19 protein-coding genes are annotated in these 23,521 nt (G+C 72.0%); 9 read left to right on the top strand and 10 right to left on the bottom strand.

Translation table 11 applies throughout. From position 1 onward, the window contains the following. Positions 1–29: 29 nt before the first annotated feature. The 6 genes from ACIPSJ_RS25520 to ACIPSJ_RS25545 all read right to left on the bottom strand — a co-directional run bounded on the left by ACIPSJ_RS25520 (position 30) and on the right by ACIPSJ_RS25545 (position 6,784). On the bottom strand, positions 30–680 hold the full coding sequence (locus ACIPSJ_RS25520) for a DUF6518 family protein (protein ID WP_401349242.1): 651 nt from the start codon (positions 678–680) through the stop codon (positions 30–32). 168 nt (positions 681–848) lie between these two features. After that, the gene (locus tag ACIPSJ_RS25525) at positions 849–2,267 is read right to left on the bottom strand and encodes an MATE family efflux transporter (RefSeq protein WP_401349245.1); all 1,419 of its coding nucleotides are present in this window, start codon (positions 2,265–2,267) and stop codon (positions 849–851) included. Then, on the bottom strand, positions 2,267–3,340 hold the full coding sequence (locus ACIPSJ_RS25530; RefSeq protein WP_401350092.1) for a cysteine synthase family protein: 1,074 nt from the start codon (positions 3,338–3,340) through the stop codon (positions 2,267–2,269). The genes ACIPSJ_RS25525 and ACIPSJ_RS25530 overlap by 1 nt, the downstream gene beginning before the upstream one ends. A gap of 62 nt (positions 3,341–3,402) precedes the next feature. Next, positions 3,403–4,746 carry an alanine racemase gene (locus ACIPSJ_RS25535; protein ID WP_401349248.1) on the bottom strand — a complete coding sequence of 448 codons (1,344 nt, stop codon included), beginning with the start codon at positions 4,744–4,746 and terminating at the stop codon, positions 3,403–3,405. Further along, positions 4,743–5,789 carry an ornithine cyclodeaminase family protein gene (locus tag ACIPSJ_RS25540; RefSeq protein ID WP_401349251.1) on the bottom strand — a complete coding sequence of 349 codons (1,047 nt, stop codon included), beginning with the start codon at positions 5,787–5,789 and terminating at the stop codon, positions 4,743–4,745. Before ACIPSJ_RS25540 ends, ACIPSJ_RS25535 begins: the two co-directional genes overlap by 4 nt. Further along, entirely contained in the window at positions 5,786–6,784 is a 999-nt protein-coding gene (locus ACIPSJ_RS25545) for a TauD/TfdA family dioxygenase (protein WP_359219901.1), read from the bottom strand. The genes ACIPSJ_RS25540 and ACIPSJ_RS25545 overlap by 4 nt, the downstream gene beginning before the upstream one ends. Positions 6,785–7,068: 284 nt before the next feature. Between ACIPSJ_RS25545 and ACIPSJ_RS25550 the strand changes: the two genes are divergently transcribed. From ACIPSJ_RS25550 to ACIPSJ_RS25565, 4 genes are read left to right on the top strand one after another with little or no spacing between them, the layout of a single operon-like run. Then, positions 7,069–8,625 (top strand): ABC transporter substrate-binding protein, encoded by a 1,557-nt coding sequence (locus tag ACIPSJ_RS25550; protein ID WP_401350095.1) that lies wholly within the window; start codon positions 7,069–7,071, stop codon positions 8,623–8,625. Beyond that, the gene (locus tag ACIPSJ_RS25555; RefSeq protein WP_401349255.1) at positions 8,610–9,626 is read left to right on the top strand and encodes an ABC transporter permease; all 1,017 of its coding nucleotides are present in this window, start codon (positions 8,610–8,612) and stop codon (positions 9,624–9,626) included. Before ACIPSJ_RS25550 ends, ACIPSJ_RS25555 begins: the two co-directional genes overlap by 16 nt. Further along, complete coding sequence (locus ACIPSJ_RS25560) at positions 9,623–10,438, top strand: ABC transporter permease (protein ID WP_401349258.1); 816 nt, start codon at positions 9,623–9,625, stop codon at positions 10,436–10,438. Before ACIPSJ_RS25555 ends, ACIPSJ_RS25560 begins: the two co-directional genes overlap by 4 nt. Continuing rightward, positions 10,435–12,006, top strand: a complete 1,572-nt coding sequence (locus ACIPSJ_RS25565) for an ABC transporter ATP-binding protein (RefSeq protein WP_401349261.1) — start codon at positions 10,435–10,437, stop codon at positions 12,004–12,006. Before ACIPSJ_RS25560 ends, ACIPSJ_RS25565 begins: the two co-directional genes overlap by 4 nt. A gap of 26 nt (positions 12,007–12,032) precedes the next feature. On the opposite strand, the gene ACIPSJ_RS25570 is transcribed toward ACIPSJ_RS25565, so the two are convergent. Beyond that, on the bottom strand, positions 12,033–12,971 hold the full coding sequence (locus tag ACIPSJ_RS25570; RefSeq protein WP_401349264.1) for a M48 family metalloprotease: 939 nt from the start codon (positions 12,969–12,971) through the stop codon (positions 12,033–12,035). A 263-nt stretch (positions 12,972–13,234) separates the two neighbouring features. On the opposite strand from ACIPSJ_RS25570, the gene ACIPSJ_RS25575 reads away from it, so the two are divergent. Then, a complete protein-coding gene (locus ACIPSJ_RS25575; RefSeq protein ID WP_401349267.1) occupies positions 13,235–13,912 on the top strand; it encodes a LuxR C-terminal-related transcriptional regulator in 678 nt (225 codons plus the stop codon). 30 nt (positions 13,913–13,942) lie between these two features. Here ACIPSJ_RS25575 and ACIPSJ_RS25580 read toward each other — a convergent pair whose 3' ends face one another. The 3 genes from ACIPSJ_RS25580 to ACIPSJ_RS25590 all read right to left on the bottom strand — a co-directional run bounded on the left by ACIPSJ_RS25580 (position 13,943) and on the right by ACIPSJ_RS25590 (position 17,029). Further along, positions 13,943–14,545, bottom strand: coding sequence for a hypothetical protein (locus tag ACIPSJ_RS25580; RefSeq protein ID WP_401349270.1), 603 nt, complete (start codon positions 14,543–14,545; stop codon positions 13,943–13,945). 199 nt (positions 14,546–14,744) lie between these two features. After that, positions 14,745–16,271, bottom strand: a complete 1,527-nt coding sequence (locus ACIPSJ_RS25585) for a sensor histidine kinase (protein WP_401349273.1) — start codon at positions 16,269–16,271, stop codon at positions 14,745–14,747. Continuing rightward, complete coding sequence (locus ACIPSJ_RS25590; protein WP_401349276.1) at positions 16,268–17,029, bottom strand: response regulator transcription factor; 762 nt, start codon at positions 17,027–17,029, stop codon at positions 16,268–16,270. The genes ACIPSJ_RS25585 and ACIPSJ_RS25590 overlap by 4 nt, the downstream gene beginning before the upstream one ends. A 452-nt stretch (positions 17,030–17,481) precedes the next feature. Here ACIPSJ_RS25590 and ACIPSJ_RS25595 point away from each other — a divergent pair, with 452 nt between their 5' ends. The 4 genes from ACIPSJ_RS25595 to ACIPSJ_RS25610 all read left to right on the top strand — a co-directional run bounded on the left by ACIPSJ_RS25595 (position 17,482) and on the right by ACIPSJ_RS25610 (position 23,367). Further along, complete coding sequence (locus tag ACIPSJ_RS25595) at positions 17,482–19,068, top strand: IucA/IucC family protein (RefSeq protein WP_401349278.1); 1,587 nt, start codon at positions 17,482–17,484, stop codon at positions 19,066–19,068. Between the two features lie 89 nt (positions 19,069–19,157). Continuing rightward, on the top strand, positions 19,158–20,858 hold the full coding sequence (locus ACIPSJ_RS25600) for an IucA/IucC family protein (protein ID WP_401349280.1): 1,701 nt from the start codon (positions 19,158–19,160) through the stop codon (positions 20,856–20,858). Further along, entirely contained in the window at positions 20,855–22,069 is a 1,215-nt protein-coding gene (locus ACIPSJ_RS25605; RefSeq protein ID WP_401349283.1) for a type III PLP-dependent enzyme, read from the top strand. Before ACIPSJ_RS25600 ends, ACIPSJ_RS25605 begins: the two co-directional genes overlap by 4 nt. Further along, complete coding sequence (locus ACIPSJ_RS25610) at positions 22,066–23,367, top strand: MFS transporter (RefSeq protein ID WP_401349286.1); 1,302 nt, start codon at positions 22,066–22,068, stop codon at positions 23,365–23,367. Before ACIPSJ_RS25605 ends, ACIPSJ_RS25610 begins: the two co-directional genes overlap by 4 nt. Positions 23,368–23,521 lie beyond the last annotated feature (154 nt).

The raw sequence follows: 23,521 nt of genomic DNA on the forward strand, positions 1-23,521 counted from the left end.
ACCCGGGGCGAGGGCTCACGGCTCAGGGTTCAGGACGAGACCGCCTGCAGGGGCAGTTCGACGATCGCGTAGGCGAGGAACGCACAGGGTACGGCTGCCGCCAGGGTGAGTGCCCGCTCCCGGTGCGTGCGGGCCATGAGCAGCGGGACAAGGACGAACACCGCGCAGCAGGCCCAGGCCTGCGACGCGTAGTGGAGGTCCCAGGCAGCCGTCATCCCCTCCATACCGAAGAGCCCGGCGAACGCGGCCAGACCGGCGATACGGCCCCGCGCTTCCGTGCCCCGGCGCCACCAGTAGGCCGCGGCGCCGAACAGCGGTCCGGCGACGCAAGCCATGCCCAGCCAGACCAGCGGGAAGAGCAGCGCGCCCATACCGTCACGCCCGAACTCGGCGTAGCCGTAGTACCCCACGACGAGTCCGACCTCGGCGCCCAGTCCGCCGACGGCGGCCCGGAGCGCCGTGCCCCGCGCGGCGAGCAGGGCGCCGGCGGCGAACGCGACGGCCGACCAGACGGCGCCGGAGTTGGCGAGCTGGTTCCAGCCTCCGGGGAGCCACCCCTGAGCCAGGTTGGTGAGCACGCCGAGCAGCACGCCACCAGCCGTCGTTGTCGTGATGGCGCCCCACGCACCGAGGCCAACGCTCCGGTCCGTCAGCTCGTTCGGGGTCGCAGCCGTCGCCATATCAGCCTCCGCGCTCACACTCACACCGCCGCACTTCTCCTGCGTCCCGCCGTACTATACACACGTCGTATACATGCAGTGCATAGTCGCCCGAAGGCGCCGCCCGGGCAGGACCACCCATCGGGTCTACCGGGCTCGTACCGCTTCAACGCGTGACGCTGTGGCCTGTTACGACTGGGTGCTCACCGGGGCCGTCGGCGTCACCCCCGTCGGCAGGCCGGTCACAAGCCGCCGGAACCGGCGCAGCAGCAGTACGGCGGTGGCCGCCAGGCCGGTGAGCAGGCCGAGCCAGATGCCGAGGGTGTCGAGACCGGCGGCGAACCCGAACAGGGCCGCGGCCGGCAGGCCGATGAGCCAGTAGCCGACGAGGGTGACCCGGAAGCCACCCTTGGTGTCGTCGAGTCCGCGCAGCAGACCGACCCCGATGTTCTGCGTGCAGTCGAAGAACTGGAGGACCGCGGCGACCAGGAGGAGCTTCACGGCCGTGTCCATGGCTCGGTCGTCGTGGGTGTCGAAGAAGGGCGCGAGGACGATGCGCGGAATTGTCACGTAGACGACGGCCACGACCGCCATGACCCCGGCAGCGCAGGCCAGCGCGGTGGTCTTGAGCCGCCGAGCGGCGGCCGAGTTGCCGAGGGCCAGCTCGCGGCTGACCCCCAGGGACGCGGCGTGCGAGAGGCCGACCGCGATCTGGAAGACGATGTACACGAGCTGGTTGACGGCGGTGTGCGCGGCCAGCGCCGCCGTGCCGAAGCTGCCGACCAGCAGCGCGACGACGGAGAAGAAGCCGGCCTCGGAGCCGTAGGTCGCGGCGATCGGGGCGCCGAGTCCGGCCAGCCTGCGCAGGGTCGCGGGCCGGGTCTTCCAGATGCGGAGGGAGAGCAGCGGTGCCAGCCGGGGATCGCGGCGGGCGGAGGCGTACAGAGCCAGGAAGGACAGTGCGTACACGGAGGTCGTGGCCAGGCCGATGCCGGGCAGTCCCAGCTTCGGGAAAATCCAAGTGCCGTGGATGAGAAGCCAGTTGAGGCCCGCGTTGACCGCGATGGAGGCGATCGTGATGCGCAGCAGTGCCTGTGGCCGGCGCATGCCGACGGTGAACTGGCGGATCGCCTGGAACCACAGGCACGGCAGCAGGCCCGGCGCCATGGTGTAGAGCACCGGCCTCGCCGTGCGCACGACGTCCGGATCCTGGCCCAGCCGGACCAGCGCGTGCCCGAGCAGCAGCATCAGGACCGCGCCCGCCACACCCGCGAGCGTGGCCAGCAGCAGGCTCGCGCGGACCAGGTCGCGGACGTCCTCCCGTTCCGTCCCGCCCGGCTCACCGCGCTCGCCCCGCTCGGCCCGTGCGTCGGCGGCGGCGACCTGGTTGCCGACCGCGGTGACCATGCCGACGCCCATGGTGCGCAGCTGGTTGAAGACGACCATGGCCAGCCCGCCGGCCGCGAGGGCTTCGGTGCTGATCAGCCCCATCATCACGGTGTCGGTGGTGGTCAGGGCGACCTGGGCGAGCTGGGTGAGGGCGAGGGGCACGGCGAGAGCGGCCAGGGCTCGGGCATCGGCGCGGAGCAGGCTCTGGGCGAACCGCATCAGAGGTGTTCCCGCGGGATCTCGGTGGTGACAGGGCGGAGGGTGGTCAACAACTCATCGACATCGCACTCCACTTGGGCGTCGAGCAGACCGCGCGCGGTCAACCAGTCGTCGTCGAAGACAGTGTCCATGTACTTCTCCCCGCCGTCGTTGACCAGGGCGACGGTCGTGGTTCCCGGCGGCTGCGAGGCGAGCCGGCGCAGTGCCTCGTACACCACTCCGCCGGCGGAGCCGCCGACGAGGAGCCCGACCCTGCGGGCAACCACCCGTGCCGTGGCGAAGGCTTCGACGTCGCCGACCTTGACGCCCTCGTCGAGCAGGCCGTAGTCGACCATGGCGCCGATGGTGGCGCCCTCGGGGGTGCCGGTACCGGACTGGTAGTAGTCGTGGGCCGGCGGTCCGAAGGCGATCGACCCCTTCGGCTCCACGCCGACGATCCGCACTCCGGGAACGGTCTCGCGCAGTACCCTTCCGGTGCCGAACAGCCCGCCGCCGGTGCCGACGGCGCCGATCAGTTCGTCTATCCGGCCGTCCAGGGCCTTGTCGATCTCCCGGGCCACGGGGTGGTAACCGACCCCGTTCGCCGGGTTGTTGTGCTGTTCGGTGAAGTAGGCGTTGTCCGAGTCGGCGGCCAGTTTCTCGGCGAGTTCCTCGCGGGCGGCCGTCGCCAGCTCCTCGTCGCCCTCCTGTGCGACGTAGACGAGTTCGGCGCCGAGGGCCGTCATCGCACGGAGTTTGTCGGCGGCCGCGTGGTGGTCGACGACGGCGGTGAAGGCGTAGCCCCGCTCGGCCGCGACGACGGCCAGGCCCAGCCCGGTGTTTCCGGAGGTCGACTCGATGATCCGGCCGCCCGGCCGCAGCAGACCGCGCTCCTCGGCGTCCACGACCATCTGCCGGGCCATGCGGATCTTGGCCGTGCCGGTCGGATTGAACTGCTCCAGCTTCAGCAGCAGCCGACTGCCGCCCGTGGTGTGGCAGAGCTCGAACAGGGGGGTGGCGCCTATGAGTTCGGAGACCTGCCGGACGACAGGCGGCCGGTACAGGGGATCGTGCACGGAGGAGCGGAGGGGCATGGGCAGAGGAGCGGGTACGGGGGCGGGCATGGGGGCGGGCATGGGCGGCTCCAGACGTGGGGTCAGGCGGGGCGGCGGTCGAGATGCCAGCGGAAGCGGTCCGACGCCGGCTCGACCACGACCTTGGGCGGCAGCGGGAGTTCGTGGAAAGGCGACTCGTTGGAGTCCATCTGGTAGCCGGCGGTGTTGAGGTACACGAGCAGGTCGCCCGCGGCAGGCGGCTTCGGAAAGGGGATCTTGCGCCAGGTCAGCAGGTCCGACTCCAGGCAGGTCGCGGCTCCCACACAGGCCGGGTACGGTCCGGCGGGGGCGTCGGCGTGGGCGCGGGCGGGGACGAGTAGCGGGTCCGGCAGGAACTCGCTGTCGAACCACTGCTCGGACAGGCTCAGGCTGCTGCCGTCCACGGTCAGGATCGCGTAGCCGTCGCGCTCCTTGACCCCCTGCACCCGGAAGACGGTGAACCCGGCCTGGTCGAGCAGTGCCCGGCCGGGCTCGACCAGCAGCCGGACGTCCGCCGTCCGCAGCACCTCGGCCAGCGGGACCCTCTCGCCGGAGGGGACGGCGGCGAGGATCGCGCGCAGGGCGTCGGCGCCCGCCGCGGGGGAGTGGTAGGGATAGAAGCCGCCGCCGAAGCGCTTCCCGGCGTGGAAGTGTTCGGGTCGGCTGGTCTCCTCGAACTCCCGCCAGTCCTCGGCGCCGACGTAGTCCACCGCGAAGCCGCCGCCGATACTGACGCTGTCGACGGGCAGCCCGAGCGCTCGTGTCCGCCGGCACAGCCGTACCAACGTCGCCGCCAGATCGGCACGTTGACGGACGTCGTAGCCGGACAGATGGAAGCTGAAGCCCTCCAGCGAGACCGCCGAGAGGCCGATGCGGACCAGTGCGGCGGTGACCTCTCGCTCGTCGAGGCCGAACCGGCTGTGCGGCTGCTCGGGAGGCAGGACCCGGAGCAACGCCCTTGCCTTGCCGTCGAGTTCGCGGGCCACCGCCTCCAGCCGGTCCAGTTCGTCCAGGGCGTCCACGGCGATCAGGGCGCCCTGGAGCACGGCCACGCGCAGCAGTTCGTCCGCCTTCGCCGGGCCGGTGACCATCAGGTCCTCGCCCCGGACCCCGGCGGCGAGCGCCTCGCGCAGCTCGCCCCGGCTCGCCACGTCCATGCCCAGCCCGGTCACGGCCGCCTGCTCCGCGAACACGGCTGCCTTGTTGGCCTTCTTGGCGTAGTACACCCGGCCCTGCACACCTGCCTCAGTGAACACCCCAAGGAAAGCGGCCGCGTTGGCGTCGAAGGCGTTCGGCAGGAGCACGTGGTAAGGGCCGCCGAGGCCGTGGCCGAGTTCGTGCAGCAACGGGTCGGCCAGGAGCCCGCGCGTCTCGGGGCCGGTGTGCGCGGGAAGCCGTGCCGTCACTTCCACAAGGGCACCGCCGTCCCCAGCCCCTGAGCCAGGGCGAGTTGGGCGAACCGGTGGCCGAGCGCGATGTCGGTGACGACCAGACCGCTGTTGTAGGCGAAGATGCTCTGCCCCGCGTCGGTGCGCCCGGACGCCCGTCCGGCCAGGACGTCGGGGAACTCCGCGTCGACGTCCGGCAGCCGCCCGTCGCCGTCCGCCATGTCCGTGCCGGTGACCCGCATCTGCGCGGCGCTGGTGGCGATGACCCGCCGGGCCCGGTGGAGAGTGGAGGGAGCGATGCCGTACCCGACCAGGACGCACAGGGCGGAGGGCTTCAGCCAGGCCGCCTCCACGGAGGCCGGGGTGTTCGGGCCCGCCGTCGCGAGCACGATGTCCGCCTCCTCGGCCGCCGCCCGCAGATCGGACACGACGTCCAGCTCCCGGCCGGGGAAATGCCGTTCCAGCTCCGCCCGGACGGCCGCGATACCGTCCGGATGGGTGCCGAAGAGCATCAGCCGGTCCAGCTCGGGCAGGGTCGTCAGCAGGAACGGCAGGGCCAGCCGTCCCTGGGTGCCGGTGCCGATGACCAGCGCGCTGCGGCTGCCGGGAGCGGCCAGTTCACGGGCGAGCAGTGCCGAGACGGCGGGGGTGCGCAGGGCGCCCACCCGTCCGCAGTCCAGCATCGCGACCGGCAGCCCGGTCTCGTCGTCGTAGAGGGTCAGTGTCGTGTAGTAGTGCTGACGGTCACGGTCCTCGTGCAGGCCGTACTTGTACGACGTCTTGACGGCGACGACGTTGCGCTCGCCGTCGCGGCCGAGCATGGCGTAGGCGACCGAATGCCCGTCGTCCGGCTTGACGGTCAGCTTGCGCGGGTTGTCGGAACGGCCCGCCGCCAGGGTGCGGTACGCCTGCTCCACGACGGACACCACGTCGGCGAGGGTGATGTCGATGCCGGCCACGTCGCCGGTGCTCAGGATGCGCAGGGTCTTGTCGTCGGGCGGCACGGAATCCCCCTCGGCGCGGGCGCGGGCGCAGGCCGGTTCGGTCGGGACGCGGGTCATGCGTACGCCTCCACCGCGGCCTGGCCGTAGCCGTGTTCGTTCCGCTCGGCGGCCGGCCTGCCGGGGCGGTCGGGGACGCGGACCGAGGCGCGCTTGAGCCACCGGTCGGTGCCGTCGTAGCGGGCCCGGAAGGGCACCCGGCCGTGCACGACCAGGTCGTTGTCGACGACGAGGACGTCGCCGGGCGTCAGGCTCACGGCCACGGAGACCCTGGTGAGTTCGGCTGTCAGCCGGGCGTAGGCCGCACGGTGTTCCGCGGTCCCCCGGTCGAGCGGGGTGTAGGCGGGGTCGTAGCGCAGGGTGAGGCCGTCCGGCGTGTGCCAGAGGGTGGGTACGGCGGGTGGGGTGCCGGTGTAGGACTGGGCCTCGGCGTAGGCGTCGTCGGGGAGGATCGGCAGGGTCGGTTCGCTGAGCAGCGCGATGTCGGCCGCGTCGAGCCTGACCTCGCGGACGGAGGCGGCGGTGGTGGCCACGGCGTCGTGGTTGCGCAGGCAGCCGAGGACCAGCAGATGGGCGCGGCCGGGGTGGAAGGCGTCCTCGGTGTGCGGGCTGAGCAGCACGGTGCTGCTGGCTCCGGTCTGCTCGGCCTCGTGCCCGGGGGAGGGGACGATGTTGTGCACGAACCGGCCGTCCTGCTGGCCCTCCCAGGCGATCGGCGTGCCCATCACCGTGGAGAGCAGCAGAAGGACGACGTCGTACAGCGCCCCGGCGTGCCCGGCGCTGGACCAGTGGCGCGGTGTGGGGCCGATGGCCTCGTCGTCGACGGGGATGCCACGGAGGACGAAGAGGCCGGCCGCGGTGTCCACGGGGCGGCAGGCATGGCGGACGTCGGCGCTCAACGAGGCGGCGGCGAGCGGTACCCGGGGTATGAGCCGCGGCCAGTCGAGGTCGTCCTCGCGGGGGCCGGCAGAGGAGAGAAGGGTGTGGGCCGCCTCGGTCAGTTCGTGTACGGCGTGCGGCTGCAACTGGCGCACAGGCGTGACTGCCGTGGGCATGGTCGACCATCCGTTCTTGGGGGTGCGCGTGCGGGTGCGCGGCGTGGTGATCGGGGGAGGCCGGGCAACAGGGCGTTGGCGGTGGATCGTCTGTGACGGGACGGGAGGTCCACGTGTTGCGTTCCAGTGACGCGCCGGGCCGGCTCGGCTCAGGTAAGCCACACCTAAGTTAGAGCGTTCACGCCGTGTGCGCTGTACTCCACTTGGAGTATTGCTCCAACTCTGATTTTTAGGATAGGCAAACCTAAGTAATTGGTTTGCCGCTTCTGAAAGTCGAGGACGACGTGGATGTGACGAGACGCCAACTGCTCTGGGCCTGCGGCGCTTTGGGGGCGACTGCCCTGCTGGCGGCCTGCGGCGACGGCGGTGACGCCAGGTCGACCGGGGCCACCGGCGGTGCGAGCGCGAAGCCCCGCAAGGGCGGCACCCTGAGGGTCGGGGCCCTCGGCCGCGTGAGCGCCATCACCCGCGACCCGCACGGCACCCAGGCCAACGAGAGCGACTACCTGATCATCAGCCTCGTATACGACACGCTCGCCGTGCCCGGCGGCAAGCCCAACACCGTGCCCCGGCTCGCCGCGAGCTGGAAGGCGTCCGAGGACCTGAAGACCTGGCGGTTCACCCTGGCCGAGGGCGCCACGTTCCACGACGGCTCTCCCGTCACCGCGGCCGACGTCGTCTTCTCCCTCAAGCGGCTGCGCGCCACCCCGTCCGGTGCCTCCCGGCTGCCCGGCATCCAGGCCGCCGACATCACCGCCGACGGTGACGACACGGTCGTCCTGGTCTCCGACTACGCCAACGCCGAACTGCCCCTGCTCACCCGCCTGACCACCTTCGTCGTCCCCGACGGCACCGCCGACAAGGACATCGCCAGGGCGCCCGGCACCGGCCCGTTCAAGCTCGACTGGTTCCGCGGCGGCAACGCCCGCCTCGTCCGCAACGACGACTGGTACGGCGGGGACGTCCACCTCGACGCCATCGAGGTGAAGATCTTCGAGAGCCCCCAGGCCATGGCCAACGCCCTGCTCGCGGGCCAGATCGACCTCGCCTCCAACGCCGGCGCCGTCGCGGCCCGCACCGCTGAGACGCGCAGCGACATCCAGCGGGTCCGCCGCCCCAACGACATGGCCATGCCCATCGTGATGCGGACGGCCGACGGGCCCTTCGCCGACCCCAAGGTGCGCGAGGCGCTGCGCCTGGCCGTCGACCGCAAGGCCATGGTCGAACAGGTGCTGTCCGGCTACGGGAGCGTCGCCAACGACATCCTCGGCACCGGCGACCCCGCCTACGCCAAGAGCATCCCGCAGCGCACCCGCGACCTCGCCAAGGCCAAGCAGCTCCTGAAGGAAGCCGGGTTCGACACCGCCAGGACCTACGAGATCCTCACCACCGAGGACATCCCCGGGCTCGCCGAGTCGGCCACCCTCTTCGCCACCCAGGTCCGCGAGGCCGGCGTCAAGGTGAAGGTGGTCAAGCAGGAGTCCGCGGTCTTCTGGGACAGGACCTGGCTCAAGGGCGACCTCTACACGACCTACTGGGGCACCAACGACTCGGTGGTCTTCTTCGCCAGCAAGACGATGGTCTCCGACAGCGGCCAGAACGAGGCCGGCTGGAAGGACACCGCCTTCGACACGGCGTACGAGAAGGCCATCGGCACCTCAGGCACCGCCGAACGCACCGCCCGGCTGGGGGACATGCAGCAGATCGAGTACGACAGCTCCGGCTATCTCCTGTGGGGGATGGCGGACGGCGTGGACCTCGCCGCCGCGAAGGTCCGCGGGCTTCCCACGCTGCCCGGCTACGGGCGCGTCCAGCTGGAGAAGGCGTGGCTGGCCAGTTGAGCACGGAAACCGGGGCGCTGCCGACGGTGTCGGCGGTGGCGGCGCCAAGGGGCGGACGGGCGTGGGCCGTTGTGGCCCGCGTCGGTCTCGTCCTGCTCAGAAGAGCCTTGCTGCTGGCCGCGCTGCTCGCCGTGGTCTTCGCCGGGGTGGAGCTGTTGCCCGGCGACGCGGCGAGCGCCACCTCGGAACGCGGCGAGAGCGCCGCCGACCTGGCCGCGCGCCGCCATGAACTCGGCCTGGACAGACCGGTTCTGGAACGCTTCTGGGACTGGATGTCCGGCCTGCCCACCGGCGACCTCGGCACCTCCGCCCACGGCCAGCCGGTCACCGGCCTGCTCACCACCGCGTTTCCCAACACCCTGGTGCTCAGCGGCACCGCCCTGCTGCTGACCGCCGTACTGTCGGTGACGCTCGCCTCCTGGGCGGCGCTGCGGCCCGAAGGACTCCTCGACCGGACCGTCACCAGCCTCTCGACCGCGGTCTTCGCCGTCCCGGAGTTCGTGGTCGCCGTCGCACTCGTCCTGGTGCTGTCCCTGTGGACCGGCTGGCTGCCCGCCGTCACCCTCACCGACAGCGACGGCACCCCGGCGTCCTGGACCATGCTGATCCTCCCCACCCTGGCCCTGACCGTCCCGCAGACCGGCTGGAACACGCGCATCGCCCGTGCCGCCCTCGCCGACGAGGCCCGCGCGCCCTACGTCGAGGCCGCCGTCCTGGACGGCCTCCCACCGGGCCGCGTGCTGCTGCGCCACGTCCTGCCCGGAGCCCTCCCGGCCATCGCCACCGGCATCGCCACCTCCTCGGGGGTGCTCCTGGGCGGGGCGGTCGCCGTGGAGACCGTCTTCAACTACCCGGGGATCGGAGTGGTCCTGTCCTCGGCGGTCGCCGACCGGGACACCCCGGTGATCGCCGGCGTGACGGCACTGGCCGGCGCGGCGATCACCGTGGTCCTGCTGGGCGCGGACCTCGTCCGCGACCGGCTGACGGCAGGCGGCCGATGAGCGCCCCGACCCGTGCGGTCCTGCCGCGGGTGACACCGGCCGTCCTGCTCGTCCTGCTGGCGCTCGCCGGCCCCTGGCTCACCCCGCACGCCGTCGACGAGCCCGTCACCATGCCGTTCGCCGCACCCGGCCACGGGGCGCCGCTGGGCGGCGACCAACTCGGCCGCGACGTCCTCAGCAGACTGCTCGCCGGCGGTCGCGAACTCGTCCTGTCCGCACTGCTCATCGCCGTGGTGGTGACGGCGTCGGCCGCCGTGGTCGGCACGATCGGAGCCCTGCGACCCGCCGTCGGCCGCCTGGTGGAACGCGCCGCCGACCTGCTGATCCTCCTGCCCGCCGTCCTCGGCGTCCTGCTGGTCGCCCTCTCCTGGCCCGGCGGCGGACGGCTCGCCGTGCTCGTGGCCGCGGTCGTCCTGGGGTTCCCGTACGCCGTCCGGCTCACCGCCAACGCGGCAGCGCCCGTGGCCGCGTCCGGCTATGTGGAGGCGGCCGCCGCCGGCGGCGAACGCCTCTGGTTCCTCGTGGTCCGCGAAGTGCTGCCCAACCTGCGGGCCACCCTGCTCGCCCTCCTCGGGCTGCGCTTCGTGGAGGCGGTCTACGTCGTCTCCATGGCGGGATTCCTCCAGGTCGGGCCCCAACCTCCCGCCGCCGACTGGGCGTTGATGATCCGGGAGAACTCCTCGGGCATCCTGCTCAACCCCTGGGCCGTCATCGCCCCGAGCGCGGCTGTGGGCCTGCTGGCACTGAGCGTCAACCTCGCGGCGGCCGCCCTGGCCCCGGGAACCGGCCGAAAGGCGGCAGCGCTGCTGTGAGTCACCCGACCAGGAACACGGACACCGACGACCTCGTCGCCACGGACACCGAGGACCTCGTCGCCACGACGCGCGATTTCGGCGTCGTGGCGGCGGACGGGCGACACCTCCTGGCCGCGACCTCGCTCAGCCTGCGGCCAGGGCGCGTCGTCGCCGTCACGGGTCCCTCGGGAGCGGGGAAGACCACCTTGCTGCGGGCCTTCCTCGGCCATCTGCCCCACGACACGACCCGCTCGGGCGGCACGGTCGAGGTGCTCGGGCAGGACATGTTCGCGGCCGACGACACCGCGCGCCGTGAGATCCGCCGCGGCGAGGTCGCCTACGTCGGCCAAGACCCCGCCGCACTGCTGAACCCACGGCTGCGGGTCCGCACGCTGCTGTCCGAGCTGAGCGCGGACCGGACCTCCGACGCCGTCGGCGAACTCCTGGACGCCGTCCGCCTGCCCGCCGACCGGGACTTCACGGCCCGTCGGCCAGGACAGCTCTCGGGCGGCCAGCTGCGCCGCGTCGCACTCGCCCGCGCCCTGTCGAAAAGGCCCCGGCTCCTCCTGCTCGACGAGCCTACGGCGGGCCTGGACCCGGTGCTCCGCGACGAGATCACCGAGCTGCTGCGCACCCTCACTCGTGAACGGCGGATCGCCCTGGCCTTCTCCTCCCATGACACGGACGTCGTGGCGAGGCTGGCCGACGACGCCGTACACCTGACCGTCGACGGGGTCCGCCACCCGAGAACACCTCGGCCTCCGGCCGAGCGCTCCGTGGCCCCGGCTCGGGCGCCGCACACGGCCGCGACCGCTCGGCCGGTTCTCGATGTCCGGGATCTCGGCGTGCCGTTCTCGGACCGAGGGACCGGCGGCGGTCGGCCGGGGCTGACCGATATTCGGCTGTCGGTGGCCGAAGGGTCGGTCGCGGCCGTCGTCGGCGCCTCCGGGTGCGGCAAGACCACGCTCGCCCGCACTCTCGTCGGCCTGCGGAAGCGCCGGTCGGGCACCGTACGGCTCGACGGCGTGGAGCTTCCCGCCACAGTGCGGCGCCGCAGCCGTGAACAGCTCCGCCGGATCCAGCTGATCACCCAGGACCCCCTTGGCGCGCTCAATCCCAGCCGTACGGTCGGCTCGTCCCTGGCCAGGCCCCTGCGCATTCACGGGAGAGCGAATGCCGGCACTGCCGACGGCTCGGTGCGGGAGCTGCTGGAACTCGTCGGGCTCCCGGGGGACTTCGCAAGCCGCTACCCGCATGAGCTGTCCGGCGGCCAGCGCCAACGGGTGGCGATCGCACGGGCGTTGGCGGCCGAGCCGGACATCCTCATCTGCGACGAGATCACTTCCGCGCTCGACCCGGCCACGGGAGACGCCGTGATGGATCTGCTGGACGGACTGCGCCGGGAGCGCTCCCTGACTCTCGTGGTCATCAGCCACGACCTCGCACTCGTCCGGGAGCGCACCGACACGATCACGGTTCTCGCCTCCGGCCGCATCGTGGAATCCGGTCCCACCGCGGATGTCTTCGCCGCTCCGCAGGACACGGCGACGCGCGAGCTGCTCTCCGCGCGTCTCGCGCCCACCTGAACGGCCCGCGCCCACGGTGCGGATGGTCAGCGGGGTATGGCTCCCTGCGCCTCACCCACTTCGTGCCGCAGGTGCACCACGCCCGCCACCGTCGCGCTCGCCGACAGCGCGACGATCAGAGCCATGACGACGGCGAGCCGGCGGGAGGCTGCGCCGCCAGACGGCGCCGAAGGCTCAAGGAGTGAGGCGACACGGTGTGACACGGGCTCGGTCGCGGCGCCGAGCGTCAGATGGGGCCGTGTCGTGGGGCCGGCGTCATGACCGGCCAAGGCGGCCCGGGCCACGGCGACGGCGACCAGCCTGCGGTCCCCGACCACCCGGGCCGCCGCCTCGTCGGCCGCCAGTTCCGCGGCGAGCCGGATCCCGGCGCGGACCTGATGCAGTGCCGGATGGCAATGCGCCGAGATTTCCGCAATGGCGAGAAAGTAGTGATGCCGTCCGGAATTATGCGCTCGTTCATGGGCGAAGAGAGCCTCCCGCTCGGCCGCCCGCAGACAGCGCAGCATTCCCGCGGTCACGACGATCCGGTCGACGCGACCCGGCAGGGCATACGCGTCGGGCCGCGGCGAGTCGATGATGCAGAGATCGCCGACGACGGGAAGTCCGGCGACCTTTCGCCGGGTCGCCCGCAGAGTGCGGCCGTGGCGCACCGCCGAATAGCCGAAGCGCACTCCGCCGATGGCGAGAGCGCAGGCCGCCAGGACGGCCATTCCGGCCATGAGATGTGCCGAAGGCGTGCACAGATGGCTGACGAAGTGATTGAGATGGGCGAAAGCCGGCAGCAGATAGAGGCCGGTCATCACCAGAGCTCCCAGAGAGACGGCACAGGCCAGGGCGAGAACCGCCGAACCGACCGTGAGTATCCACAAAGCGGGTGTCGGCCGGGCCCGGGCCAGAACACGATCCGTCACCGGGCCCAGCAGGAACGGCAGTACAAGCGGCACGAGAAAGATCGGAGTCAGCAACAGTCGTCCCGGAGTCGAGCAGGATCCCGTACCCGCGCTTGCGCCGCCAGGTCGGAGGACAAGCCTTCCTCGGCAATCACCTATGCACTCACCCCAGTTGTCGACTACAGTGTTGTAGACGGTTTACAGACTTGTAGACGGATTCATTGCTCTTTCCGAGGGAGGTGGCACCGGACGTGCCCTCGGCCTGTCAACTCCCCCAGGTCAAGGTGGATGTGCTCCCCGGTCGCACGCTCTTCTTCGGACGTTCGGCGAGGATGTGAATGGTGCTGCGTGTACTGCTGGCCGGCGGGCCGACCTCCGTACACTCCCGTATCGGTGAACTGTTTGAAAGCGCGCCGGACATCCAGATCGTCGCAGCGGCCGAAAGTGGTGTGGAGAGCGTTCGCCTGGTCCATGACCTGCATCCGGATGTCGTCCTCATCTATGCCCTCAGTGAGGGGATGGACGGAGTCGAGATTGCGCGCCAGATCGTGGGCAGTGGTGAACTGTCCGATGTGCACACGCTGATGCTGGCCGACTCGGCCGCAGACGACTCCGTGCTGGGAGCCCTCAATTCCGGAGTTCGCGGATTCCTGGAAAAGGACGCGCAGTCGGAAACCCTGGTTGAGGCCACCAGGGCGGTGGCGCGCGGTGAGGCCCATCTGTCTCCTGCCGCAACGCGATGCGTCCTCGACAAACTGTTTCCCTTCATGCTGTCCGGCTCCGCTGACGACATCGCGCAGTTGTGGAGCGAACTCACCCCCAGGGAGCGCGAAGTCGTCTCGCTTGCGGCGCTGGGGCTGGACAACAAGGCCATATCCAGCCGACTGGTCGTCTCGCACTTCACCGTGAAAACGCACATCTCGCGTGCCATGGCGAAACTCAATGTGAGAAGTCGTGCTCAGTTGGTGGCCGAGGTGCATCGAAGTGGGCTCGTTCGTAAGAGGGGCGGGGGGTGAGGAAAGGGATGTCGCCGGCCTCCGGCGGACCTACTGGTCGTCGCGTAGGACGAGCCGGAAACTCGTCCCGGTTCTCGCTTCGCCCGGTCGCCGGGGCCTGCGGGAGTTCGGCACGAAGTGCGCGGGTCTGTGCGGACGCGCGCGACGGGCCGAGTCCGCCAGGGCGGCAAGTGCGGGAGAGCTCTTCCTGAGCTGACGGAACCGGTGTGCCGTGAAGCCCGCGAGTTCGGCCGCGGTCCGCCCGGCCGTTCCCGAGCTGAGGGCCACCAGCATGACGCGGATCGCCGCCGGTGTCGGGCTGTTGTCCTGCCGAAGCCCATGGGCGGCGGCCAGCGCTGCCGCGGTCTCGACGGCGGCCGAGAAGCCCCGGTCGTTCGCCAGCCAGTTGTCCAGTACGTGTTCTGGGACGCCTGCCCACACGGCGGCTGCGGCGGGCCCAAGTCCCTGTGCCGTGGCCTGCAGTACGTCCGCCATGCGAGCGATACGGTCGTCACGCTCGCGCGGCACTGCGCCCAGGGGCGCCTGGAGCGCCTGCTCGACCTCCAGCCGACTGGTCAGCCACTGCACCACTCGGTCGGGCTGGACCGAGGTCTCCTCGGTGGCCTGGTCGACCGGCCTCTTGGAGTCGTACATCATCTCCTCCGTCCGCGCCCGCTCGGCAGGGGGCGGGAGCCTCGGTTGCGTGCAGCCGTCAGCGGTGTCATGGCTTCGGAGTGACCGGCACCCGCTGGCGGCGGACGGCGCGTGAGGTGCCGCCGGTCGTGCGGCGAGCTGTTGCGTGGGCGGCTTCCGCGGAGTCTACATGCATGTAGACGAATAAGGAAGGCTACCCTTACTTGTGTGTCTGCCGCTGGTGAGCCGCGTTGCGGACGGCCTTGGGCTCGCCCGTCCGAGTCCGGCCCAGTGGGGGCGTGGTGGAGTGGTGCCGGCGTTCCGAGAGGGGCACCGGTCGCTCCCGGTGCGGAGGGCTCTCGGCGCGCCGGAGGCGGACGACGGCGTCGAGTCCGCCGTCGGGGGCCGCTTCCAGGGTGACCTCGCCGCCGCCGGCCTGGGCGAGTTGCCGGACCATCGGCAGGCCCAGGCCCGTGCCGTCGTGGTCGGCGTCGGTGGCCCGCCAGAACCGTTCGAAGGCGCGGACGCGGTCCGCCTCGTCCATACCGGGGCCCTGGTCGATCACGTGCAGCTCGGCCATGAGCGGTGTGCGGCCGCCGTCCCGCCGGGGCGTGACGGTCGCCAGCCTGACGGCCGTTCCCGGCGGGGAGACGCGCAGCGCGTTGGAGAGCAGGTTGTCGATGATCTGCTCCAGGGCTCCGGGGACCGCCCACACCTGGGCGCCGGTGGCCACGGCGACGTCGATGCCGACGTGCTGCTCGTCCGCGAAGGCCGCCCAGACGGCCGCGCGATCGGCGACGACGACGTCGAGATCGACCGCCACCGGTCTGGTCGCGGAGACCTCCAGCCGGGCGAGCGCGAGCAGCCCCTGGACCACCCGGCTGAGCCGTTCCGTCTCCCCGAGCGCCTTGTCGAGGCTGTCCCGGGCGCAGGGGGCGAGGTGCGGCTCGAAGTTCTCCAGGCGCAGCCGCAGTGCGGTCAGGGGCGTCTTCAGCTGGTGCGACACCTCCGAGGAGAACGCCTGTTGCGCCTGGAGCAGGTGTTGGAGCCGGGTCGCGGTACTGGTGAACGACGCGGTCAGCCGACGTAGTTCCGGCGGCCCGTGGTCGGTGGCCGGAGGGTCGGTGATCCGGCCTTCCGCGAGTTGCGCGGTGGCGCGTTCCAGGGCCTGGACGGGGCGGGTGATCGAGCGGGCCAGAGCGAAGCCGATCAGGGAAACGGTGGCCAGGACGCCCAGCCCGACGACGCCGAGGACCATCCAGACCGCGTGGACCCTGGCCCGGAGCGGACCCAGCGCGTACACCGTCCGCACGACACAGGGGACGGTGGTGGCGGAGCCACCGGGAACGGTGACGAAGAGGAGTTCCTTGCCCGGGCCGGAGGCACCCCCGGTGACGACGGCGGGGTTCCCGCGCAGCGCGCTGGAGATGTCCGGCTCGCCGGAGAGGTCCTCGCCGGCCCTGGCTCGGGCGGCGGTGTCGATCAGGACGGTGCCCGTGTGCCCGGTGACGAGCACCCGGCTGTGGGTCCGCCGCCCGTAGGCCCGGGCCACGTCCGGGAGGTCGGCCGACAGACCGTGCTCCATCTTCTCCTCGCAGACCGCGGCGAGCGTCATCGCGCTCTGCTGGGCCGCGTGGGAGAAGCGCGACAGCTCGCTGCGTCCGTAGAAGACGCCGAAGGGCACTTCGAGCGCGAGCAGGACGAGCAGTATGAGACCGAGGTGGCTGAGCAGGAGGCGGCGCGTCACCGGGACCCTCCGCCGTGCGGCGGCCACCCGGCGGACGCGGGATCGGCATGTGCGGGGAGCACCAGGCGGAAACCGATGCCCCGGATGTTCTCGATCCAGGAGGAGTCACCGAGCTTGCGGCGCAGCGCGGCGATGTGGACGTCCAGGGTCTTGGTGGGACCGAAGTAGTTCGGTTCCCACGCCGTGTCGAGGATCTGCCGACGGGTGCAGACGGCCCCGGGATCCTCCGCCAGGCAGGTGAGCAGGTCGAACTCCTTGGGGGCGAGGGCGACGGGCGACTCGTGCAGATGGACCTGCCGGGTGCGGCGGTCGATGGTCAGCGGCCCGATCCGCTGGACGTCGGGGGTTCCGCGTGGTGCCGGGCCGTCCGAGGAGCGCGGTTCCGTGCGGCAGGTGTCCGGCGCCACGGGCCGGGCGCGGCGGGTGACGGCCCGGATCCGGGCCACGAGTTCGCGCACGCCGAACGGCTTGGAGACGTAGTCGTCCGCGCCCAGTTCCAGGCCGAGCACCCGGTCCACCTCGTCGTCCCTGGCCGTGATCATGATGATCGGAACCGCGGAACGGGCGCGGAGCGCCCGGCAGACGTCGATGCCGTCCATGTCGGGCAGCCCCAGGTCCAGCAGCACCATCTGTGCCTCGGGGGCGGCGAGGCCGTCGGCCCCGGTCCCGGCGTGGTCCACGGTGAATCCGAAACGGCGCAGCCCCTCCGCCAACGGTCCGGCCACCCGGTCGTCGTCCTCGATCAGCAAGACACGCATGCCGAAAGGCTCACAGACGCCGGCCGGAGCGCGCGGCGCAAACGCCGTAAGCTCCCCCGACTCGGTGATCCTCGCCCTCCCGGTCAACCTCGCGCACCACGAATGGCGTAACCGCTGACACGTGGTGAGACAGCGACATCCAGGCGATGCACAGCGTGGATCAAGGAAAGAGCCAGGGCTTTCGAACACGGTGAGGGCCATCGGCCGGTGCGATCGCGCCGACAGCGCTCGAAAACATGTCTAACGGGCCGTCGTACCGAACGGGTCGACCGCCGTGGAAGCCACCGGGACGCCACACGGCGAATCGCTTCTCCAGGGGGCGCCGGAAGTCCCGCTGTCATTCCCCTGGCCATCCGTTGGACGGCCCTCTCCTAGCGTCGGTTGCACGGCCGGCGCCACCTGGGCGCCGCCCGGTCAGCGCCCCCCACAAGCACCCGGGACAGCCCATGCCCATGGAACGACCACCGCTTGACGAACTGCGCCGCGTGCGCCCGGACTTGGCAGAGCCCTTCACGACCGCGCTCCCGGGAGCACGCGCGAGCGTCCTGGCCCGCCTGTGGGGAGCCCTCGTACGAGAACCGCTGCCCGGAGTGGCGGGGCACCGGCGAGAATCCGGTGCCCTGATGGTCGAGCTGCGGCGGGGTGGCGTGCTCTCGGCGGCCGAGTCCTGCGCGCGGCCGTTCGCCGAGGTACCCGAGGACTTCACCGTGTCCGGGCCCGACGGACCGATCAGCGGGCCTGCCGAGCTGCTGGCACAGCTCGGCCTTGACACCCCCGCCGCGGAGCGCCTGAGGGCGGAACTCGACAACAGCGTGGTCAACCTGGCCCTGGCCAGGGCCGCGAACCCCGGCGGGGCGGCCCTTCCGGCCGACTCGGCCGACGCCGAGCAGGCGGTGATCGAGGGCCATCCGCAGCATCCCTGCTGCCGCACGCGTACCGGCATGTCGATCGCCGACGTACTCGCCTACGCTCCCGAACACCACCCCGTCGTCCGGCTGGCGCTGCTGCGTGTCCCGGCCGACCGATGGCGGGGAGCCGGAGCCTGGCCGCGGCACCTGCGGGACGGCGACACGATCCTGATGCCGCTTCACCCCTGGCAGCGGGACCACGTGCTCACGCACCACCGCGACCTGGCCGTCGCGGAGGAGACCGTCCCGGCCCGGCCGTTGCTGTCGCTGCGCACCCTGGCACCGCTGGGTGTCCTGCCCGGCTGCCACCTCAAGACGGCACTCGACGTGCAGGTCACCAACTACCGGCGCACCATCTCCCCGGCCGAGGTCGCCGACGGCCCCCCGCTGTCCGACCTGGTCTCGGCCCTCGTCGACAAGGCCGGACACGGCGACAGCCTGCGCGTCCTGCGCGAGCTGGGCGGCGGCGCGGTGTGCGTGGCCGGACAGCCGTCCGCGAGCCTCGCCGCGATGGTCCGGGAGTCGACGGAGTGCCACCTCGACACCGGGGAGATCGCGGTTCCGCTCACCGCCGTCCAGGCGACCGGAGCGGCCATGGTGTCGGGCGACCCGGTGCGCTGGCTGGCCGACTTCGCCGGGCTCGTCCTGCCGCCCGCGCTGACGCTGCTGTCCATGGGCGTGGCCCTGGAGGCGCACGGCCAGAACACCCTGGTCGTCCTGCGGGACGGGCGGCCGGTCCGGGTGCTGTACCGGGATCTGGACGGCGTCCGGGTCAGCCCGCGCCGCCTGGCCCGCTGCGGCTTCCAGCTGCCGCCGCTGCTCGGCACCCGCGCGGGGGACGACGTGGCCGCCCTGCACACCAAGCTCTTCGGCGGGCTGGTCAGCGGGGTCTTCAGCGAACTGGTCCACGTCCTCGCCCGGACCCGCGGTGTCGAACCCCGGGCGTTGTGGGGCGTGGTGGCCGAGGTCGCCCGCCGGGTCTTCGCCGGCCTGCCGGACGGCCGGGAGGACGAGGCGGCGCTCTTCGGGGACACGATCCCGCTGAAGGCGACCGTCGCGATGCGCCTGGCCGACGACCCGGGCAGGGCCCGGTGGACGCCGCTCCCCAACCCGCTCGCGCGGTGCCGCTGACCTCCGAACCGGCCCGTGTCCGCCGCTGCGCTGCCGAGCCCCCTGTCCCGACTTCCCTGCCCTGTCTCGCCGTTACCTGGAGCAACCGCATGACCACCAGTGCTACCACCAGCACCCCGACCGCATCGCCCGCCGAGCCGACGGAGCCCGCCGAGCTCGCCGATTCCGTCACCGCCCACACGCTGCTCAACTGCCTGATCCGTGAGGTGTCCGCCCCCGAACACCAGGTGACGGTCGACGGCGACCTTCTCCTGCTCCGGCTGCCCCGCCGGGGCATCCTGCTGCGCTCCCGGCTGCGCCGGGTGTCCCTGATCGGAGCGCACCGCTTCCGGGGCCCGGTGCAGCGGCTCGACGACGGCACCTGGGTGACCGTGGGCTGGCGGGAGCTGGCCGGTCACATCCGGGACGAACTGGAACTGCGTACGGGGGTCGCGAACGAGGAGTTCCTCGGCCAGGTGGCGGACAGCCGGGAGACGATCCACACCGCGCTGGCGCAGCGGGCCGACCTCACCCCGCACGCCGACCCCTACGTGGCCTCGGAGCAGTCACTGGTGTTCGGTCATCGCTTCCACCCCACTCCCAAGGCCCGCACCGGCAACCCGGAGGACTGGCTGGCGTACGGGCCGGAGACCGGTGCCCGCTTCCGCCTGCGCCGTCTCGCCGTGCGCCGCTCCCTCGTGCGCGAGGAGGGCGAGTTGCGGGAGCTGGACGCGCCGCACCCGGCCGTCGACCCCGGGTTCGCGGTACTGCCGGTGCACCCATGGCAGTACCGGATGCTGCGGGGCCACGTCCGGCTGCGCGCGGCGATGGCCGCAGGCGACGTCGTCGACACGGGGGTCAGCGGGCCGGAGCTGGCGCCGACCGCGTCGGTGCGCACCCTCTACGACCCCGACGCCGACACCTTCCTCAAGTTCAGCCTGAACGTCCGCCTCACCAACTGCGTCCGCAAGCACGCACGTTACGAGCTGACCGGAGGCGTCGCCCTGGACCGCCTGCTCCGGCCGCTCTTCGCCGCACTCGCCGTCCGCTTCCCGGGATGCGTACTCCTGGCCGAGCCCGGCTACCGCACGCTCGACACCGGCGACACGGACCTCCTGGAGGGCTTCGGCGTCGTCGTCCGCTCCGGCCTGCGCCGGCACCTGCTGCCCGGGGTGACGCCCCTGCTCGCCGCCGCGGTGGCCGACGAGTACCCGACCGGCACCGCCCACGTCTCCCATCTGCTCGCCCGCGCCGGCGGGGACGTCCTGGCCTGGTGGGACGGATACCTGCGGCTCCTGCTGCCCCCGGTCCTCGCCGCCTACTTCGAGCACGGCGTGGTCCTGGAACCCCATCTGCAGAACGTCGTCGTCGGTGTGCGCGCCGACGGAACCCCGGCGCAGATGTTCTTCCGCGACCTGGAGGGCACCAAGATCCTGCCCGGGCACCACGAACACGCTCTGGGCGACCTGCCGGACGACGTCCGCGGTGCCCTCACCTACGATCCCGAACGCGGCTGGAACCGGGTCGCCTACTGCCTCCTGGTCAACCACACCGCCGAAGTCCTAGGCGCCCTGGCCGACCTCGACCCGACGCTGGAACCCGCCCTGTGGGGGCTGGTCCGCGACCACCTGGACGCCTACGCGCGCACCGCCGCCGAACCGCCCCGGCTGCGTGCCCTGCTGTCAGGGGTACCGCTGCCCGCCAAGGCCAACCTGCTGCTGCGCTGGTCCCGCAAGGCCGACCGGCACGCCGCCTACGTCCCGCTGCCCAGCCCGCTCGGCGCGGACTTCCCCCGCGAGGTGGTCCGATGAGGCCCGCGACGCACGACCTCGTCGCCGGACTGCCCGACGACGACCTGCCCGCGTACGTCTACGACCTGCCGGACCTGCGCGAGCACGTGCGGACGATCCGCGCCGCCCTGCCGGAACGCGTCGAACTGCTGTACGCGGCCAAGGCCAACTCCGACCCCCGGATCCTCGGGACCCTCGCCGAGCACGTCCACGGGTTCGAGGTCGCCTCCGGCGGCGAACTCGACCACGTCCGGGCGCTCGTCCCGGGCGCACCGATCGCCTTCGGCGGCCCCGGCAAGACACCGCGCGAGCTGGTCCGGGCACTGGATGCGGGAGTCGAGCGCCTGCACATCGAGAGCGAACACGAACTGCGCCTGCTCACCAGCCTGTCGGGCGACCGGACCGCGGACGTCCTGCTGCGGGTCAACCTGCCCGTCGACGTGGGCCAGGTCGCCCTGGCCATGGGTGGCGGCCCCTTCGGCATGGATCCCGTCCAACTGGACCGCTGCCTGGAGGTGTTGGCGGACGCCCCGGGCGTCCGGCTGCGCGGTCTCCACGTCCACCTGGCCAGCGGACTCCAGGCCCGGCCCCAGCTCTCCCTCGTCGACAAGATCCTTACCTGGGCCGGCATTTGGGCCGGAGACCGCGGGATCGACCTGTCCGAGGTCAACGTCGGCGGCGGAATGGGCGTCGACTACACGCACCCGCCCAGGATGTTCGACTGGGCCGCCTTCGGTGCCGGGCTCGGCCGGATCCTCGCCCGCCACCCGCGCCTCACCCTCCGGATCGAACCGGGCCGCTCGGTCACGGCGTACTGCGGCTGGTACGTCACCGAGGTCCTGGACATCAAGTTCAGCCGCGGGCACGCGTTCGCCGTACTCCGCGGCGGCACCCACCACCTGCGCACCCCGGCCGCCAAACAGCACGACCAGCCCTTCGAGGTGATGCCCGACGACGTCTGGCCGCGGCCCTGGGAACGCCCGGAGGTCCGCGACGAGCCGGTGACGCTGGTCGGACAACTGTGCACGCCCAAGGACGTCCTGGCCGACCGGATCATGGTCGACCGGCTGCGCGTCGGCGACCGGGTCGCCTTCGCCATGGCCGGTGCCTACGCCTGGAACATCTCCCACCACTCCTTCCTCATGCACCCGCACCCGACCTTCCACCACGTCGAAGAAGCACCGGAAGAACCGGCGCCCGCCGAGCGCACGTACGCCCACCGGCGCTCATGAGCGAGGGCTCCCGGCCGCGGACCGCCCTCGCCGTCCGCCCCTTCCGGCGCTACCTGCTCGGCCAGCTGACCTCCAACATCGGCACCTGGATGCAGCGCGCCGCCCAGGACCTGCTCGTCCTCCACCTCACCGGCGACAGCGGCAGCGCGGTCGGCATCGTGACCGCGCTGCAGTTCCTGCCCCAGGCCCTGTTCGGCCTGACCGGAGGCGTCCTCGCCGACCGCTGCCCGAAGCGGCGGATCCTGCTCCTGACCCAGACGGCCATGGCGGCGCAGTCCCTCCTGCTCGGACTGCTGACGGTCACCGGGACGGTGAGCCTGCTCTCCGTCTACGCGCTGGCCTTCGCCCTCGGCACCGCCACCGCCGTGGACAGCCCGGCCCGCAGCGCGTACATCTGCGAACTGGTCTCCCGGGAACACGTGGCCACCGCGGTCAGCCTGAACTCCGCCCAGTTCAACCTGGCCCGCATCCTCGGCCCCGCCCTCGCGGGCCTGACCGTCGCAGCCTTCGGCACGGGCCCCGTCTTCCTCGTGAACGCCGCCTCGTACCTGGCCGTCCTGTACGGCCTGGCCACCATCCGCACGGACGAGCCGGACGAGCCGGACGAGCCGGAGGACCAGGGTGGGCCCCGCCCTCGCTCCGCGCGCCTGCGGGACGCCTTCCACGCCATCGCCACCACCCCCGACCTCCTCCTGCCGATCAGCCTCATCGCCTTCGTCGGCACCTTCGGGCTCAACTTCCAGGTCACCATCTCGCTCGTGGCGATCACGGTCCTCCACTCGGGCGCCGCCGCGTTCGGCTGGCTCTCCGCCGCCTACGCCGCGGGCAGCCTCATCGGCGCGATGTACGCGGCGGGCCGCGGAAAGCCTCCCGGCACCCGGCGCCTCGTCACCACCACGGTCGTCTTCGGCGCACTGGAGACCGCGCTGGGCCTGATGCCCGGCTACGGCACCTTCACCGCCCTGCTGGTCCCCACGGGCTTCGCCGCCGTGACCGTGACCACCACCGCCAACGCCCTCACCCAACTCCACACCGCACCGCACCTGCGAGGCCGCGTCATGTCCGTCTACTTCGTCGTCCTCCTCGGCGGCACCCCCGTCGGCGCCCCGCTCACCGGACTGGTCTCCGACGCCCTCGGCGCCAGGGCCGGTCTCGTTCTCGGCGGCGCCGTCTCGGCCGCCGCCGCGCTCGTGCTCCCCGCCGTGCTGAAAGGCCGGGCCCACCGGCGCGCCCGATCCGTCCGGGCAGCGTCCGTCCCCGCCGGGGCATGGCCGGTCCGGACCCGGACCGGCAGGTGAGCGCGGAGGAGTAGAGACCCGTAGTACCGCGGTACGACCCCGCGGACGTGGATCGACCCGGGGTACGACCGGATCGGGGGGTGTCGCCTCCTAGCGTGGTCGGTGAGGCGTCGAGGGTGACAGACAGGCGCCGGTTCCGGCAGGAAGAGACGCA

The sequence above is a fragment of the Streptomyces sp. NPDC090088 genome (assembly GCF_044747345.1).
GTDB lineage: Bacteria > Actinomycetota > Actinomycetes > Streptomycetales > Streptomycetaceae > Streptomyces.